The 17,035-nt window shown below is 58.7% G+C and carries 13 protein-coding genes; 6 read left to right on the forward strand and 7 right to left on the reverse strand.

Annotation, left to right across the window (positions count from 1 at the left end; translation table 11 throughout):
- The 6 genes from ACA373_RS13045 to ACA373_RS13070 form a co-directional block, all read right to left on the reverse strand.
- A complete protein-coding gene (locus ACA373_RS13045) occupies positions 1 to 1,320 on the reverse strand; it encodes an MFS transporter (protein WP_253458282.1) in 1,320 nt (439 codons plus the stop codon).
- 139 nt (positions 1,321 to 1,459) lie between these two features.
- Positions 1,460 to 2,458 (reverse strand): spore coat U domain-containing protein, encoded by a 999-nt coding sequence (locus ACA373_RS13050; RefSeq protein WP_370734619.1) that lies wholly within the window; start codon positions 2,456 to 2,458, stop codon positions 1,460 to 1,462.
- Positions 2,455 to 4,851, reverse strand: coding sequence for a fimbria/pilus outer membrane usher protein (locus ACA373_RS13055; RefSeq protein ID WP_253458286.1), 2,397 nt, complete (start codon positions 4,849 to 4,851; stop codon positions 2,455 to 2,457). The genes ACA373_RS13050 and ACA373_RS13055 overlap by 4 nt, the downstream gene beginning before the upstream one ends.
- Positions 4,852 to 4,854: 3 nt before the next feature.
- The gene (locus ACA373_RS13060; protein WP_253458288.1) at positions 4,855 to 5,571 is read right to left on the reverse strand and encodes a molecular chaperone; all 717 of its coding nucleotides are present in this window, start codon (positions 5,569 to 5,571) and stop codon (positions 4,855 to 4,857) included.
- A gap of 18 nt (positions 5,572 to 5,589) precedes the next feature.
- A complete protein-coding gene (locus ACA373_RS13065) occupies positions 5,590 to 6,069 on the reverse strand; it encodes a spore coat U domain-containing protein (RefSeq protein ID WP_253461218.1) in 480 nt (159 codons plus the stop codon).
- Between the two features lie 74 nt (positions 6,070 to 6,143).
- On the reverse strand, positions 6,144 to 6,710 hold the full coding sequence (locus ACA373_RS13070; RefSeq protein ID WP_125287232.1) for a spore coat protein U domain-containing protein: 567 nt from the start codon (positions 6,708 to 6,710) through the stop codon (positions 6,144 to 6,146).
- A 538-nt stretch (positions 6,711 to 7,248) separates the two neighbouring features.
- Between ACA373_RS13070 and ACA373_RS13075 the strand changes: the two genes are divergently transcribed.
- A complete protein-coding gene (locus ACA373_RS13075; RefSeq protein ID WP_370734620.1) occupies positions 7,249 to 9,381 on the forward strand; it encodes a putative bifunctional diguanylate cyclase/phosphodiesterase in 2,133 nt (710 codons plus the stop codon).
- 57 nt (positions 9,382 to 9,438) lie between these two features.
- On the forward strand, positions 9,439 to 10,866 hold the full coding sequence (locus tag ACA373_RS13080; protein ID WP_253458292.1) for a PLP-dependent aminotransferase family protein: 1,428 nt from the start codon (positions 9,439 to 9,441) through the stop codon (positions 10,864 to 10,866).
- A gap of 4 nt (positions 10,867 to 10,870) precedes the next feature.
- Here ACA373_RS13080 and ACA373_RS13085 read toward each other — a convergent pair whose 3' ends face one another.
- Entirely contained in the window at positions 10,871 to 11,353 is a 483-nt protein-coding gene (locus ACA373_RS13085; protein ID WP_125287235.1) for a YlaC family protein, read from the reverse strand.
- Positions 11,354 to 11,997: 644 nt separating this feature from the next.
- Between ACA373_RS13085 and ACA373_RS13090 the strand changes: the two genes are divergently transcribed.
- The 4 genes from ACA373_RS13090 to ACA373_RS13105 all read left to right on the forward strand — a co-directional run bounded on the left by ACA373_RS13090 (position 11,998) and on the right by ACA373_RS13105 (position 17,029).
- Positions 11,998 to 12,900: a hypothetical protein gene (locus tag ACA373_RS13090; RefSeq protein WP_301730009.1), complete on the forward strand. Its 903-nt coding sequence runs from the start codon at positions 11,998 to 12,000 to the stop codon at positions 12,898 to 12,900.
- A gap of 677 nt (positions 12,901 to 13,577) precedes the next feature.
- Positions 13,578 to 14,162 (forward strand): cupin domain-containing protein, encoded by a 585-nt coding sequence (locus ACA373_RS13095; RefSeq protein WP_301250624.1) that lies wholly within the window; start codon positions 13,578 to 13,580, stop codon positions 14,160 to 14,162.
- Positions 14,163 to 14,516: 354 nt separating this feature from the next.
- Positions 14,517 to 16,172 (forward strand): malonate decarboxylase subunit alpha, encoded by a 1,656-nt coding sequence (mdcA, locus tag ACA373_RS13100; RefSeq protein WP_253458301.1) that lies wholly within the window; start codon positions 14,517 to 14,519, stop codon positions 16,170 to 16,172.
- A complete protein-coding gene (locus ACA373_RS13105; RefSeq protein WP_370734621.1) occupies positions 16,172 to 17,029 on the forward strand; it encodes a triphosphoribosyl-dephospho-CoA synthase in 858 nt (285 codons plus the stop codon). The genes mdcA and ACA373_RS13105 overlap by 1 nt, the downstream gene beginning before the upstream one ends.
- The last annotated feature ends 6 nt before the right edge of the window (positions 17,030 to 17,035 follow it).

Consider the following 17,035-nt stretch of genomic DNA (forward strand, 5'->3'; position numbering starts at 1 on the left):
CTACATTTGCGCCACAGGCTCGCTGGTCTGGCGGGTTTGATACTGCTGTACCAGGCGTTTGATCAGCAGCGTGCCGAGCAGGCCGCAAACGGCAGCGAAGGTCAGCCAGACGCCGGGCATCGCCTTGTCGCCGGTGGCGTGGATCAGATAGCTGGACATCGCTGGCGTAAAACCGCCGAACAGCGCCGTCGCCAGGCTGTAGGCCAGCGAAAAGCCGGTCGCGCGCACCTCTGCGGGCATCACTTCCGCCAGATAGACCACCATCGCGCCGTTATAGCTGGCGTAGAGAAACGACAGCCACAGCTCGGCCTCCAGCAGATGAGAGAAGGTTGGCGAGCCGACCAGCCAGTGCAGCACCGGCCAGGCGGTGGCGATCATCAGTACGGTAAACAGGATCAGCAGCGGACGACGGCCGTAGCGATCGGAGACGGCGCCCATAATCGGCAGCCAGATCAGGTTTGACAGGCCAACGCACAGCGTCACCAAAAAGCTCTGCTTATCGCTCATCATCAGCACCGTTTTCCCAAAGGTCGGGGTAAACGCGGTGATCATATAAAACATCACGGTGGTGGTGACCACCATCAGCATCCCTGCCAGCACCAGCGCCCAGTTGCTGGCGACGCCGCGCACGATCTGACGCATGGAAGGGTGCACCTTACGCTGGCTGAAGGCTTCGGTCTCTTCCAGCATTCTCCTGACCCAGAACAGGAAAGGCACAATCAGGCAGCCGATGAAAAAGGGAATACGCCAGCCCCAGTCGGTCACCTGATCTTTCGCCAGCAGATGGTTCAGCCCCAGGCCCAGCAGCGCGGCGAAAATCACGGCGACCTGCTGGCTGCCGGACTGCCAGCTGACAAAAAAGCCCTTGCGGTTTTTCGGCGCGATCTCGCTGAGATAGACCGAAACGCCGCCCAGCTCCACGCCCGCCGAGAAGCCCTGCAACAGACGGCCCAGCAGGATCAGGATTGGCGCCGCCGCGCCCAGCGTGTTGTAGCCCGGCACGATAGCAATGGTTAAGGTGCCGATCGCCATCAGGCCCAGCGTCAGCAGCAGCCCTTTACGCCGTCCGTGATGGTCAATATAAGAGCCGAGGATAATCGCGCCCAGTGGCCTCATCAGGAAACCTGCGCCGAACGTCATCAGCGTTAACATTAGTGAGGCGAAAGGATCGTCACCCGGAAAAAAGGTTTTGGCAATCGCCGTGGCGTAGTAACCAAACACCATAAAGTCGTACATTTCCAGGAAGTTGCCGCTGGTCACATTGAAGATGGTGCGGGCGCTGCCCTGCGGCTTTTTCGCCGAAGAAGAAAAAGATGTCATAGCCTGTCCTTTCAGTTTTTCTTATCTTTTATCGCGCCCGCGCGGACATTAATGTGACAGGCATCACCGTTAAGGCGCCGGATGTATACGTATTGGTAACAAATAATTAACAATGCACTATCCGGGGGCAAACCGTGCCCTAAAAAGAGAGATCCACCACCACGCTGTCGCTGTAGTTGCCCGCAGGCGGCGTGGTCTGCGAAGTCAGTATGCGCGCCGTATAATTAAAAGTGCGGGTCAGGCCGTCGGTGGTAATGCTGTTGGCCGCCGAGCTGGCGACGCGCTCCGTACCTGTCGGCCCCCAGCGCGAGGTCGTGGCATTTTTATAAATTTCATAGGCGAGCCGGTTGTTGCCGCTGGCCATATAGCGCTGCGCGCCGACCGCATAGCCGCCGTTGCTCAGGCCAACCGTGTAGGTGCTGCCTTTAGTGCAGATCACATTAATGGACTGCGAAACCGCGTTAAAACTGCCGACCAGCGGCGCGCTGCCAAAGCTGACGTTAGGCGCGGTAATAGTGGTGCAGTCGTTGGTGACCACCAGCGTGGTGGTGATGGGCACCGTGCCGGAACCGGTCTGCTGACTGCCCAACAAACAGGCGCCCAGCGCGCCAATGCCGGTACAGATGTTATAGCTGACCAGAATATTCAGCGTCACCGTGTAGGTACCGGCGGCCACCACCTGGCCGGTCAGCGTCCTCAGATAAAGCGGGATAGCGAAGTTCTGTCCGCCGCCTGTTCCCAGCAAATTAAGCAGCTGCGCCTGGCTGAAGTTGACCGTAGTGCCGCCGATCAGCATCTCGGTGGCGCAGGCCGTGTCGCTGCATACGCGCAGCGGAATAAGATCCGTCCCGGCGCTGGAGGTTTTCAGCGCGCCGCGCGTGCTGCTGGTGTAGGTGGCGCTGGCCAGCTGAAACCGGATGTAATCGCTGGACAGCAGCGACAGCACGCTGCCCGAACCGCAGTTGACGTTAACGGTGGCGGTGGTGTTGCTCACCGTGGTGTTTACCGTAAAAGAGCTGACGCTGCCAAAGGTAGCCGTAGAGGTCGGCAGCGTGCAGGCCGCCCAGCCGGATAGCGAGCAGAGCATCAGCAGCGAAAACAGCGCCAGGTGAAAGATCGATCTTATTGGCAAAGTCATGGTGAGGTTCCTGAGGCAGCGGAAAGGGCGCAGGTCAGCGGCCCGTAAGTTTGTAGCGACGTCGGGCGACCGCCCGGCACGTCGAGCTTCGCTTCGCAATGGCGTCCGTCCGGCGTTTCCGCGCGGAAAGGGTTAACGGCAGCCAGGTTTTCCATCCAGACGATACCGTCCCAGCCGACATAGGTCGTCGCGGCGCCCGCGCGAATAATTTGGGTGGAAACGGGCAGCGGTTCGCCGTTCTGGTCGTGCAGGATCACGCTGGCCGCGCGCAGCGGTTCAATCGGGAAATGCAGCAGATAGCCGCTGTTGCGCTTGACGGCAAAACGCTGCTCGACGCTGGAGGTGGTCATATCGGCCGGCAGATCCAGCGTGTCGATATCATATTTGGCCGGATAATAGGAGCTGATGCCCGGCACCAGCAGATGACCGCCGGCGTCCGTTTTGCCCATCAGCTGGTTTTCGTAGCGCACGTTGATATTGGGATAGTCGGTTTTCACCACCACAAAGGCATCGTTAACCTCATTGGCAGCGAAGTAGCTGCCGTCCATCAGCACCAGCGAGCCGCTCACGTCGGCCCATTCGGTGGTGTAATCGCCATCGCCGTAGAAGCCCGCTGAAGTCTCAATCTTCTGGTTGCGCCAGCTCAGGCTGGCCTGCTTATAGTCGCCGCCGCTGCTCTGGTTGGCCCAGGAGGCGTCGTAAGCCAGCCCGCCGTCGGTGGGCATGGAGCGCGAAACCGTTACGCGCTGCGAAGTGGTGCCCTGCTGGTCGCGATCCAGACTCAGGCTGGCGTTGCCGCGCTCGCTGAACGGGATCACCAGCGAAATGGTGCCCGTCCAGTCGCCCTGTCGCTGGTCGCGGCTGGCGGAAACGTAAAGGCTGCTGTTGCCCCAAATATTTTTGCTCCAGGAAAGGTTCCACAGCTGGGTGCGGTCGCCGCTGCCGCTGACGATGTCGATAAAGGCCGCGCCAAGGCTGCCGAAGCGATCGAGCGAGACGCTGGCGCTGTACTGGGCGCTGCGGCGGCTAAGGGTGTATTCCGTGCCCGCCAGGCCGCTGTTGCGATCGCCGTACAGCGCCAGGTTGCTGAAGCCCGCCGAGCGGATAATATGCTGCGTGCCGATGTTAAAGCGGCTGTTGCTGTACTGATAGCCCCAGCTGTATTGATTGCCATGTTCGCCGCTCATCTGGCTTTGCGCCAGCGCCGCATTGACCACGCCGAGCGACCCCAGCCTGACCTGGCCGCCCGCGCCGCCCAGCGCCAGCGCGTCCGCACCTTCGGCATGGCTTTCCAGCGTCAGCCAGTCGGTCAGGCCGTAGCGCCAGGAGCCGCTGGCGGCGGCGGAGCCATAGTCAAAGCTTTTGATGCCGTAATTATTGCGCAGCGCCCCGGCGGAAAAAGAGAAGTCAGAGAGGCCGGGCTTCAGCAGGCTGCTGGAGACGTAAAAGGGCATGGTGGTGGAGACGCGTCGGCCTGCGGCGTCGGTCGTTACCACTACCGCTTCGCCCGCGCCGTTAACAAACGGCATATTGGTCATCGACCAGGGGCCGGGCTGTACGTCATTGCTGCTGTTCTTATAGCCGTTGACGAAGAGATCGACCGTGGAAGGTACCGCCGCCTGGCCGGAGAAAGAGGGCAGCGGATAGGTCACCAGATCCGGGCGCACGGAGAAGTCGCGCGCGATCTGAATACCGCCCAGCCGCACGCTGCTGCTCCACGCCAGTGAATCGGTGATCAGATCGCCCACGCGCCAGCTCAGCGAACGGGTTTCATCCTGATTGCTCCAGTAAGTGTCATAGCGCAGATAGCCCTCGTTCTGCGAGCCTGCCGTCTGGCCGGAAAGCTGCTGCTGCCAGACGCCGTTGCTGGAAAACTGCCCCAGCGTGCCAAACAGGCGAAACTCGTTAAAGGCGGAAAGGCGGCTGCCGCTGGCAGAGGTACGGCTGGTGTAGAGATCGTAGTTAAACAGCGCGCCGGTAGAGGTTCTGCCAGGAAAGCGCGGGCCGTTCCGCTCCTCGTTATTCAGTTTCTGGCGCGGCAGCCAGCCGGGCGGCACCGTCAGCAAGAGGCGCTGGCGGGCCTGGTCGTAGTCGGCTTTTACCTGCGGCATGGCGGAAACATCCATCATCGACGAGGTGATCAGCGCTGAAGGGATGCCGGCCCGCTGCAAATCGCCCGCGCGCAGATAATAATGGTTATCACGGAACTCCACCGGCACGACCTGGCCGTTGTCCTGCTCGTTGATCACCAGCCCCAGCATATATTGCTGGCTGGCGCCCGGCGCGTTTGGCGACGGCGGCGGCGGCAAAGTGGAATAGGTTTCCGCGCGACCGGCTGAAGAGAGCAGGTAGCTTAACAGGCAGAGGGCCAGGGAGCAGCGGCGCCCGTTCATCGGCTAGCGCGCAGAGCTGCCGCTGCGCCAGGTCTGGTTATTATCCAGTTCCGCGCTGAGCTGCGAGCGGTCAGACGCCGGGAAATTAAGCGGAAACGTATTGCTCGATCGCGCCAGCACGTAGCCGAACAGGCTGTTTGACAGCGTCCGGCCGCCCAGCGAAACGTTGCTTAGCCGCGCGTGGCCGCTGCCGTTATTGGTAATAAGCAGCGCTGACTTACCGTTCTGATTAACGAGGCGCCAGCTAAGGTCGGGGCGGGCCGTGTCGGCTGAAAGGCCTTCGCCATAGGTAAACAGCGGCACGGAATAGCGCATCTGGAAATTAAGGCCCGCCTGATTTTCGCCAGGCTGCTGCGGCGTGGGGATCTCATCCAGCAGCACCCGGTAAGCCCGCTCCTCGCCTTTGGGCGGCGGGGTCTGGTTAATCAGCCTGACCAGCTGCTTCTGGCCCGGCTCTATCCTTACCAGCGGCGGGCTGGCGACCACCGTTTGCTGCGTCTGATACTGTTCGTGTCCGTCCTGCTGCTGCCAGGTGAAAACCCTGACCTGCATCAGCGTGGTCGCTGCGCCGCGATTCTCCAGCCACAGCTCGGTGGCTTTATCGCCGCTGTGGATTTTCGGATCGATGGGCCAGATCAGCACCGAATTTCCTGCCCACGCGGGCAGCAGTGAGCTAACCGTCAGTCCGGCCAGCAGTGTGAAAATACGTAGCGTCTTCATGAAATACTTTCTCCCTGTTTACCAACTCAGCGTCACCGTCAGCGTGTCGCTGTAAGTCCCGGCCCGCCGAACGCCGCTCATCTGCAGCCGACCGTATATCGGCAGCGTGATGTTATTGGCGTTACTGTAGGTCAGCGCCACGTTCTGATTGACCGGGATCGCACTTGCCGCACTGGCGGTGGCGCTGGTGTAAAGCGCATAGGCCACTAAATCGGTGTTATTAGCAATTTTAAGATTACGCGTGCTGGAATAATTACTGCCGCCGTTAATGCTCATGCTTAGCGCAGTGCCCGGCGTACAGGCCAGCGTAATCGTGGAGCTTTGAACAAAGCTGGCGCTGGCAGAAGCCGAACCGACGCCGGGGCGGGTGCCGAAGTTCAGCGTGCCGAACACGCCGGTATTGGTGCCGGAAATCACGCAGCCGTTCACTACCGACGCCGTCACCTGAAAAGTCTGCGTCGGCAGCGCTCCGGCCGGAAAGCTGATACAGCAAACCACGACACAAAGCGGGCTAAGCCAGCCCGCCGATGTTCTTTCCTGCCCCGACACGACGTGCTCCCTGCCGCCGTCAATCAGTAGTTCACGGCAACGTTAATCGTATCGGTATAGGTACCTGCCGGGATCGCTGCGTTAAAACCGCCGCCGGTAATACGACCGTAAATCGGGTAGTTGTCGCCATTGGTCGGATCCGTGGTGCCCGTGCTGGTCAGGTTAGTGTTGTTAGCGATGGGCGTGGTATAGGAAGTGGAGTTATAGAGCGTATAGGCAATGCCCTGCGTGGCGTTGCTGCCCAGCACCAGATAGCGAGGCTGCGCGGTTACTTCGCCAAACACGGTAGCGGGCGCGGCGTTGCTGCTGGTGAGCTGCACGTTATAGGTTTGACCAGTGGTGCAGCGCACAAAGATGCCGTTGCCCAGCGCGCCAACTAAGGTGGCGTTCAGGGTATCAAAGGTCGCGGCGCTGCTACCAAAGTCTAAGGTACCGAAGTTAACACCGGTGGTGGCGGTCTGGCCATTGACCAGGCAACCCGTGGTCAGGACCAGCGTGGCGTTGATAGTTCCCGTCGTGGTGGCGGCAAAGCCGGAAGAGGCCACGCCGAGACCCAAGCCGCAGCCCAGCAAAAAAAGCTTCATTTTCATAATCATTCCTTACCGATCAGACCAATGGAAGTGCTTTTTCGCCCGGTGTAAAAGCGTAAAAAATGGCCGCGATGCAGGTAAAACGCAGAGCCGGAAAGACCTGTGTTGGTCGCTATCCACGATAAAAGCCAGATTGACCAATTTCTGTTATGTTTAAAACTATAGAACAGCCTTGAACGCTGAGCTAAGCGAAACGCAAAATTTTGTTAATGAGTTGAAACAAAAGCAGACCTGCTTGCTGTAGCATGAAAAAAGACGCCTGACAAAAAATAATCAGCGCTGGCCCTGGGTTTTGCTGGGCAAAAAAAAGAGCGGATGCTAAGGTCGTTAAGCAAAAAAAACAGATAATAAACCCGTTTAATTATAAGGAGATAGATGGGTTAAGCCCGAGTCCGCAGCCGGGCATGGCCGCTTTATGCCACCAGGGGTAAAGTTGACTACTCTTTAGCCGATACCGTAATTGTTGAAATCGATTTATCAGCTTTATTATTCCCTTACCCGGTGCCAGTAATCTGGCTTTTGCTTCAGAGATTTGCATATGCTTATGAGCTCTTACGACCAGCTACTGGTTATCGTCTCCATCTTTGTTGCCTTCCTGGCATCCTATACCGCGCTGGATATGGCGGGCAGGGTGGCAACCTCTACGGGGAAAGCGGCCCGCGTCTGGCTGGTTGGCGGTGGCTTTGCGATGGGCATCGGCATCTGGTCTATGCATTTTATCGGCATGCTGGCGATGAACCTGGCGATGGTGATGAGCTACGATCCGCTGCTCACGCTGATTTCCATGTTTGTAGCCGTAGTCGCCTCGATTTTTGCGCTGTGGATTGTCTGCTACGGTGAACTGGTCTTTGCCCGTCTGATGGTCGGCGCGCTGGCGATGGCCACCGGCGTGGTAGCGATGCACTATATCGGCATGGCCGCGCTGATGTTTGAACCGGGTATCGTCTGGGACTGGCGCTGGATTGCGGTGTCGATAGCGATCGCGCTGGGCGCCTCAACGGCCGCGCTGTGGCTGGCGTTTAAGCTACGTCAGGGCGAAGGGCATTTAGCGCTGCTGCGCGCCGGCGCGGCGCTGATTATGGGCGCCGCCATCGCCGGGATGCACTACAGCGGCATGGCGGCGGCCAGCTTCCCGATGGGCAGCCACGCCACGCAGATGGGCGTGAACAGCAGTTGGCTGGCGATGCTGGTCGTGGTGGTGACGCTCTCTATTTTGGGTATTACGCTGGTGGTTTCCACGCTCGACGCGCGCCTGCAGGCCAGAACGTCGGTACTGGCTTCTTCGCTGGCGGAAGCCAACCGCGAGCTGGCCCAGCTGGCGCTGCACGACAACTTAACCCGCCTGCCTAACCGTATTCTGCTGGAAGATCGCCTCGATCAGGCGCTGAGCAAGGCCGTGCGGGAAGAGACCGCTTTCGCGCTGATGTTTATGGATCTGGACGGTTTTAAGGCCGTTAACGACGCGTTTGGTCACCACGTTGGCGATAACCTGCTGGTCGCGGTCACCGAGCGGATGAAAAATTTACTGATCGGGCACCATACGCTGGCGCGGCTGGGCGGCGACGAGTTTGTGCTGCTGGTGGAAATCAGCGAGCCGAACGATGCCGCCGCCGTGGCCGATATGCTGGTCAAGGCTATCGACGAGCCGTTTTTGATTTCGCGTTACGAGCTGGTGGTGTCGCTGAGCATCGGTATTGCGGTCTATCCGGGCGACGGCAACGACGAGCGGGAACTGATGTTCAACGCCGATGCCGCTATGTACCACACCAAAAACAACGGCCGTAACGGCTATAACTTCTTCCAGCCGTCGATGAACACCATCGCGCAAAACCAGCTACAGCTGATCAACGATCTCTGGCTGGCGCAGGAGCACGACGAGCTGCGCCTGTTCTACCAGCCGAAATTCTGCGCGCCGCAGGGCCCTATCGTCGGGTTTGAAGCGCTAATCCGCTGGCAGCATCCGCAGCGCGGGCTGCTGTCGCCCGACATTTTTCTGCCGCTGGCGGAAAAAACCGGGCTGATCGTCAGCATCGGCAACTGGGTGATTAACGAAGCCTGTCGCCAGCTGAGCGTCTGGCATCGAATGGGCAATACGCAATGGTCGATAGCGGTCAACCTGTCGTCGCTCCAGTTTGAGCAGGCCGGACTGGTGGAAACGGTGGTCGCCGCGCTGAAGAAACATCAGATTTCGCCAGAGCTGCTGACGCTGGAAGTGACCGAGACTACCGCCATGCGCGATCCCGACGAAAGCGTGCGTATTTTAACCGAGCTGACCGAACTGGGCGTGAAAGCCTCGATTGACGATTTCGGTACCGGCTATTCCAGCCTGCTTTATCTGAAACGTCTGCCCGCCAGCGAGCTGAAAATCGATCGCGCCTTCGTTAACGAGCTGCATACGCAGAGCGAAGACGCCACTATCGTTACCGCTATCGTGGCGCTGGCGCAGACGCTGAATCTGAAAGTGGTGGCGGAAGGCGTAGAGACGGAAGAGCAGCAGGCCTTTCTCACCGGCCTGGGCTGCAACTCGCTACAGGGCTATTTGCTGGGCAAACCGGTTCCCCCTGAGCAGGTGCCGCACCTGAAGCTGTATGCGGGCAACCACGAGTCCAACCGCACGCCGGAACAGAAAAAAGCGGCGGAGGAGAAGATCCCGGTGTCAAAAGCTGTTTAATCGCGGCCCGGCTAACTATAATAGTTGCTCATTCCTGAGCACGGGCCTGTAACAGTTTTGGCAAAATATCTGCAGTTAATCGACCAAATCCAGCAGCAGATCGCCAGTGAGATCTGGCTGCCGGGCGAAAAACTCCCCTCGCTGCGCGAGCAGGTGGCGCAGAGCGGGATGAGCCTGATGACCGTTATGCACGCCTATCAGGTGCTGGAGAGCCAGGGCTGGATCGTCTCCCGGCCGCAGTCCGGCTACTACGTAGCGCCACGGGCGGAATTTCTCAGCCAGCCCGCCAGCCACCAGAAGGTGCAGCTCACGGAATCGGTCGATATCAACGACTTTATTTTTGAGGTGCTGCAGGCGTGTCGCGACCCGGACATCATGCCTTTCGGCTCCGCTTTTCCCGATCCTGAACTCTTTCCGCAGCGCCAGCTGATGCGCTCGCTTTCCGCCGTTTCGCACTCGTTAAAACCGGCGGACGCCTTAAACAACCTGCCGCCGGGCAACGAGGCGCTGCGCAAAACGCTATCCAAGCGCTATGCGTTACAGGGCATACAGGTTTCGCCAGAAGAGATCGTGATCACCAACGGCGCGATGGAGGCGTTGAACCTGAGCCTTCAGGCGGTCACCGCGCCCGGCGACTGGGTGGTGGTGGAAAACCCCTGTTTTTACGGCGCGCTACAGGCTATCGAGCGGCTTCAGCTTAAGGCTGTCGCTATCGCCTCGCATCCGCAGCACGGCATCGATCTGACGGAGCTGGCCGCCACGCTGGCGAAGCTGCCGGTTAAAGCGTGCTGGATGATGTCGAATCAGCAGAACCCGCTAGGCTGCACGCTAAGCCGCGAGAAAAAGCAGGAGCTGGTGGCGCTGCTGGAGGCGCATCAGGTGACGCTGATCGAGGACGATGTGTATAGCGAACTCTGGTTCGGCAGCGAAAAACCGCTGCCGGCAAAGGCGTTTGAGAAACAGGACAGCGTGCTGCACTGCTCTTCTTTTTCTAAAAATCTGGTGGCGGGGTTTCGCGTGGGCTGGGTGGCGGCGGGCAGACACGCGCAGCGCATCCAGCGACTGCAATTAATGAGCACTATCTCAACCAGCGCGCCGATGCAGCTGGCGCTGGTCGACTACCTGGGCAGCCGCAGCTACGACGTGCATTTACGCCGGCTGCGCCAGCGGCTGGAGCAGCGCAAAAGCCTGGCGCGGCAGTCGCTGCGGCGGCATCTGCCCGCCAGCGCCAAAATCAACGACTCCCAGGGCGGCTACTTTTTATGGATCGAGCTGCCGGAAGCGGTTAACACCACCGAGCTGTACTATCGGGCGCTGCGCGAGAAAATCAGTATCGCGCCCGGTAAAATGTTTTCTACCAGCGAGCAGTATGCCAACTATTTTCGTTTTAATACGGCCTGGGAATGGAATGACTCGCGGGAGGCGGCGGTAGCGACGCTGGGCAGGTTGATTGCGGAAATGCTTCAGGGCCAGCGCTGGCCCTGACATATCAGACGGCAGAGGCGCGTTTTTGGCCCCAGGTCAGATGATAAACGTCGTAAAAATCGACTTCGCCTTTCAGCTGTAGCAGCTTTTGAATGCCTTGCTTAACGTTGTCCGGCACCTGACTGCTGGCAAGGATATCCTGGATCGCCTTGTCGGACAGGGTACGCACATAATACCATTCGCCGTTATAGCACACGCGCAGATCGAGCGTATCGATATCCTCAAAGCGGTAGCGCGGATTGACATCCAGCAGCATCAGGCCGCTCATCAGCAGCACGAAAAAAGTGGCGCCCCAGAACGCAGGCCAGCCCAGAAACTCCGTGGTAAAAATCAGCGCCACGGTCAGGGCGTAGCAGACATACATCGACGCCCATAAGCCGGGATGACTTTTCAGAAAATTGAAGCTGAAACGCGGTCGGTTATCGCGCTGTTCTTCACGATTAAGGGTGTCGATTTCGCGCAGCAGGATCTGTTTAACGTCTTCCACTCTGAACCTCCTCTTGGTACAGGCATCAGTAGACCACACCTGGCGCAAGAAGGGCAGACACAGTTAATGCGAATAAAGCTATAACAGTTGCCCATATAACAAAATTAACGTTCTTGTTACCAGAACGCGTCAGAACGGCCGCCGACTGCCGCAGGCGGAGCGCGCGGGGTGAAATGCTGACGGGATCGCCGCCGCAGTCGGAACAACAGCCTCTTTCAATTTATATACCTCTTTTTTTTCGGCATAAATAAGTTAATCGATAACGGGATCTATTATCACCAGGGGAAATAAATTGCCTGAAAGCGCAAGAAATATAATGAAAAAAGCGAGTAGCGCCTTGAAAAAGGCGGACGACAGAAATCTGTCCGCGCCAGGTGCTAATACGCTTTTGTTTAATTTAATTACAGGTTTCCGCAATTAAAATGCGTGACGTGCCGATTTGTTATGGCCGCTGGCTTGTTATATGTTTGTACTCTCTTAATAACGGATGAAGCACCAGGTTAATTCTGTTTTTAAATATTAAGCTGCCTTCAAATAAACAGATAACAAGTTAAATCAGGTAAGGGTTGCCAGGATGAAAATAGGGAAATATTGTTTTTTTGTTAATTATTTTGCTCAATCCAAGCCGGGGCGGCGTGACAACGATGAAAAATAATTTTGCCAGCATCCATAGCAGAAAAGAAAATGGTACGGATAGCGCACGATCATTATTAACGGAAGGCGTGACGGCCAGCGTCTGGACGCCCGATTACGTTCTGCGCCTGCGGCAAAACATTCATCTTTGCGGCTGCTCTGGCTGCGACGGCGCGTCGCCGCTGCTGCAGTTTCGCTGGAATAACCACGTGCGCCACAGCGCGGATATCAGCTGCAACCGGGCGGCGGCGGAAATCCTGAGCCTGACGGCGTCCTGTACTCTGAGCGTCAGCGAAGACCTGGCCGAACATTTACCCGAACTCTCCGCAGAGCGTTTACAGATGAATCAGCACTGCCTGCGGCTGTTTGCCGCTTTCCGGACTGAGCCTGTGCTGTTGCTCTATGCGCTGTACGGTTTTATTCGCCAGTCTGGCCCGCTTGACCCGGAGCGGCGGGCCGCGCTGCTGGAGACGTGGTTACAGCCCGCCGGCCGCCAGCGGCTGGTGCAGGATTTTTGCCTGCAGCAGGATGAACACGGCTTTCCGCCGGTCGCCGGGCAACGTCTGGAGGCGCTGCCGATATGGTTACTGGTGGATAGCGACGCCAGGCTGCACAAGCTGAAAGCGATGCGGAAAAAGGGTGAAGAGACGCTACGGCAGACGTGGCGCGGCCTGCAAAAAGCGAGCAGCGCGCGGCGAAAAATCCTCGGCAATTTTCTGTTTTATGAACTCTGCCATAACTTTTTTCCCGGTCATCTCGTTACCGACTGGGAGAATAATTTTGCCGACCTTTGCCGGCGTGCCCTTAGCCTGCTCCTGCTGCTGACGGCGGTTTCGCCTGAACTGGATAAAGAAAGCTTGAGCGCGCTTTTTGCCGCCAGCCATCGGGCTGCGCGTAGGGAAGCTTTTTCATAACAGGCGGCGGGCGGCCGTGAACAGGCGCCCGCTTCGGGCAGCTATAAACCGAGCCAGGCAATCAGGGTAAGCAGCATTATGTTCTGCATCAGGCACGGCGAGCGCCAGAGGCGGGCAATCGGTGGCTTCTGCGGTGGGTTTCCGCTTCTCTTTGCGGGAGCGCACAGCAGCAGTGGCCGTCACCGGCGCGTGCGTTTCCGGCAGCAGGACAGTATGCCAGAGTCATCGGCCGCTTTAACCGATATTGCCCAGCTTTCGCTGCTCGGCCGTTTCACAATGCAGCAGCGATGCTGAATCCGGATCAACCAGCCCGTGATGAATCAGATAGCGAGCAACCATGAACCACCCTCCTGGTTAGCCAGGGGCATTAGCGCGGTTTTCCCATTTTTCCGTTGATCAATCCCTTATGTTTATTAAGTGATTAAGCCGCCGTTTAATTTTATTTTCTTCTTTTTAAAACCAGCCTGTTTTTACTAAATCGTTTTTTTTGGCAGGCGCGTGGGCTATTTTCGGAATGCAAAATGGCCTTACATTTTGCCTCCGAGGCAGGCAGGCGAATAATTTGAGTTAAGTGGAGAAAAATTAAGAAGTTATGTGATCAAAAATCGATCGTAATGATTGCATCTTTGCCGCCAGGTGCCACAATTAATTAACACCGAAATTACAGGAGGCATCTTATGCTAACCCATGCTGGTAACCTGCTTGCGATGATGTCTTTTGCAGCCGGCACCTTTTCTGCGGGTATGTCGAACAATCCGCAATATATGACCTTTCAGCCAGCCAGCGGCGTGCCGAACAATCCGCTGCCGCTGATTATCTATCCGCGCGCGGTGCCAGGTGAGGTGGAAGATGTGGCGGCCTGGTTTGAAGAAACGTTCGCCAGCCATCGCTGGACGCCGCGCTGGCGCTATCCGATTTATTCCTATACCCACTATCATCCCAACACCCATGAGCTGCTGGGTATCGGCGCAGGCTGGGCGCAAATCCTTTTCGGCGGCGAAACGGGCAGGGCGGTCACTGTTCACGCGGGCGATGCGATCCTGATCCCGGCAGGCGTTGGCCATCAGCAGCTGGCGGCCAGCGAAGATTTTTTTGCCGTCGGCGCCTATCCACAGGGCATGGAGCCGGTGACGCGACGCAGCGATCTGGAAGATGTGGAAGCCTCGCTACTGGCTATTAAGCGCGTACCTGTACCGCAGCACGATCCCCTCACCGGCGGTGAAGGTGCGGTGACTGAAATCTGGCATCCTTTACAGAACTGATCCATTCCCTTCTTCTCAGCGCGTCTGCCCCGTCAGGCGCGCTTTGCCAAATATTTTTTTAATAATGTCTCTTTTTTAGACGGGTACTGGCGTACGCGTCTCTTTGCCGAAGCGGGCCGCATCCACAGCACAGCACTGGCCCGGCGCTACAGGTTCTGCCGCTAAAACAGGGCCACGCCCGGCAGGGCCAGCGGTAAGCTGTGAAAAAAAATATTTTGTCATCGCTGGTTACCCAATTGTTTTTTCATCGGTTTGCGCAATCTTTCACCGGCGGCTACCTTCAAATTCATCCGCCGGATCGGCGCTGTCGTCTGCATAAGCCGATCCCCCGCCTACTGCGTTACGGAGGTTTACATGCTGCCGGGACAAACGTCCAACCGCGTATGGGATACACGTCGAAGTGAAAAAAAACGCCGCATCGAGCAGCTCGGTATCAACGGCAAAGTGCTGCCGACCGACGATCTGGTCGATTTGCTACAGAGGCTGATCGCGCCGGGCGATCGCGTGGTACTGGAAGGTAACAACCAGAAACAGGCGGACTTTTTGTCACGTAGCCTGGCCGAAGTTAATCCGGAGATCGTGCACGATCTGCATATGATCATGCCCAGCGTCGGACGCAGCGAGCATCTGGATCTGTTTGAAAAGGGGATCGCGCGCAAGCTGGATTTCTCTTTCTCCGGGCCGCAAAGCCTGCGTATTTCTCAGCTGCTGGAAGATGGCCAGCTGGAAATCGGCGCCATCCATACCTATGTCGAACTCTATGCGCGGCTTTATGTCGATCTCGCACCTAACGTGGCGCTGATTGCCGGTTATAAAGCCGATCGCAAGGGCAATCTCTACACCGGGCCGAGTACGGAAGACACGCCCGCGCTGGTGGAGGCCGCCGCTTTTCACGACGGCATCGTTATCGCTCAGGTCAACGAACTGGTCGATGACGAGTGCGATCTGCCGCGCGTCGATATTCCGGGATCCTGGATCGATTATGTCGTCGTCGCCGACAAACCCTTCTTTATCGAACCGCTGTTTACCCGCGATCCGCGCCTGATCAAACAGGAGCATATCCTGATGGCAATGCTGGCGATCAAGGGGATCTATGCCGAGCATCAGGTGCAGTCGCTGAACCACGGCATCGGGTTTAACACCGCCGCCATCGAGCTGCTGCTGCCGACCTATGGCGAAAAGCTGGGGCTGAAAGGCAAAATCTGCCGCCACTGGACGCTGAACCCGCATCCCACGCTGATCCCGGCAATAGAGAGCGGCTGGGTTGAAAGCGTGCACTGCTTTGGCGGCGAGCTGGGCATGGAAAACTATGTCGCGGCGCGTCCCGACGTTTTCTTTACCGGCGCCGACGGCTCAATGCGATCCAACCGCGCGTTTTGCCAGCTGGCGGGGCAGTACGCGGTCGATATGTTTATCGGCTCCACGCTCCAGGTCGACGGCCTGGCTAACTCCTCGACCGTGACGCGCAGCCGCCTTTCCGGCTTCGGCGGCGCGCCGAATATGGGCCACGATCCGCACGGCCGTCGCCACGCCACGCCTGCCTGGCTGGCGATGATTGACGAGCCGGATCCGCTGGCGCGCGGCCGCAAGCTGGTAGTGCAGATGGTGGAAACCTTCCAGGGCGGCGGCAAGCCGACCTTTGTTGAAAAGCTGGATGCGGTCGACGTGGCGAAAGCCTCAGGGATGCCGCTGGCGCCGGTGATGATTTACGGCGATGACGTCACCCACGTGTTGACCGAAGAGGGCATCGCCTATCTCTATCGCGCCAAATCGCTGGAGGAGCGCCGCGCAATGGTGGCGGCGGTGGCGGGCATTACCGATATCGGCCTGGGCGTGGACGCGAAAAGAGTGGCCGATCTACGCCGCGAGGGCAAAGTCGCCTTCCCGGAAGATTTAGGCATTCGCCGTACCGAAGCCACCCGTTCGCTGCTGGCGGCGGGCAGCGTGGCGGAGCTGGTCGAGTGGTCGGACGGGCTTTATCAGCCGCCGGCTAAGTTCCGGAGCTGGTAATGAAACCTTCTTCATGTTCGCTGAGCGATATTGAGCGGCAGGCCGCGCGGCTGGCGGAGCTGGCTACGCGCTGCCTGATCGACGAAGCCCGGCTGACGCCCAAGCCCGGCCTGGTCGATGGCAGAGGCAGCGGCGCGCATCGGGATCTGACGCTGGCGCTGATGGAGGTTTCGGCGCGCAGCCTTACGCCCGCGTTTTATGCTCTGGCGCTGCACTGCTGGCAGCGTCCGGCGGATATCGCGCTGCGGCAGCAGGTAGGCAGGCTGGGGCGTGAAGGCGAACGGCAGATGATGCAGGCGACGCGCGGCGTCAACACCCATCGCGGCGCGCTCTGGGCAACCGGCCTGCTGGTCAGCGCCAGCGCCATGCTGGCAGGTGAGGGCAGCGAGCGTCAGGTCGCGCAGGCGGCGGCCAGTCTGGCACAGCTACCGGATGACGAGGCGCCGAAACTGTTCAGCAAAGGGCTGCGCGCGACGCGCCGTTATCAGGTGCCCGGCGCGCGCGAAGAGGCGCAGCAGGGCTTTCCCCACATTATGCAACTTGGGCTGCCGCAGCTAAGGCACAGCAGGCACGACGGGGCGACGGAAGCGCAGGCACAGCTGAACGCGCTGATGGCGATCATGAGTTCGCTCAGCGATACCTGCGTACTTTCCCGCGCCGGGCTTTACGGGCTGGTGGCGATGCAGAACGGCGCGCGCGCCGTGCTGGATGCCGGAGGGGCGCAAACGTCGCACGGGCAGCGCGCGCTGGCCAGGCTGGACGCACACATGCTGTCGCTGAACGCCTCGCCCGGCGGCGCCGCCGATTTACTTGCCGCCACGCTGTTTGTAGACAGGCTGGGCGACACCACTTTCTGAGAGGAT

The sequence above is a fragment of the Erwinia sp. STN24 genome, from assembly GCF_041320675.1.
Classification (GTDB): domain Bacteria; phylum Pseudomonadota; class Gammaproteobacteria; order Enterobacterales; family Enterobacteriaceae; genus Erwinia; species Erwinia aeris.

What these genes read in the sequence shown, in the direction of transcription:
- ACA373_RS13045 (WP_253458282.1), bottom strand. Translation starts at nt 1,320, where the DNA reads ATGACATCTTTTTCTTCTTCGGCGAAAAAGCCGCAGGGCAGCGCCCGC.
- ACA373_RS13050 (WP_370734619.1), bottom strand. Translation starts at nt 2,458, where the DNA reads ATGACTTTGCCAATAAGATCGATCTTTCACCTGGCGCTGTTTTCGCTG.
- ACA373_RS13055 (WP_253458286.1), bottom strand. Translation starts at nt 4,851, where the DNA reads ATGAACGGGCGCCGCTGCTCCCTGGCCCTCTGCCTGTTAAGCTACCTG.
- ACA373_RS13060 (WP_253458288.1), bottom strand. Translation starts at nt 5,571, where the DNA reads ATGAAGACGCTACGTATTTTCACACTGCTGGCCGGACTGACGGTTAGC.
- ACA373_RS13070 (WP_125287232.1), bottom strand. Translation starts at nt 6,710, where the DNA reads ATGAAAATGAAGCTTTTTTTGCTGGGCTGCGGCTTGGGTCTCGGCGTG.
- ACA373_RS13075 (WP_370734620.1), top strand. Translation starts at nt 7,249, where the DNA reads ATGCTTATGAGCTCTTACGACCAGCTACTGGTTATCGTCTCCATCTTT.
- ACA373_RS13090 (WP_301730009.1), top strand. Translation starts at nt 11,998, where the DNA reads ATGAAAAATAATTTTGCCAGCATCCATAGCAGAAAAGAAAATGGTACG.
- ACA373_RS13095 (WP_301250624.1), top strand. Translation starts at nt 13,578, where the DNA reads ATGCTAACCCATGCTGGTAACCTGCTTGCGATGATGTCTTTTGCAGCC.
- mdcA (WP_253458301.1), top strand. Translation starts at nt 14,517, where the DNA reads ATGCTGCCGGGACAAACGTCCAACCGCGTATGGGATACACGTCGAAGT.
- ACA373_RS13105 (WP_370734621.1), top strand. Translation starts at nt 16,172, where the DNA reads ATGAAACCTTCTTCATGTTCGCTGAGCGATATTGAGCGGCAGGCCGCG.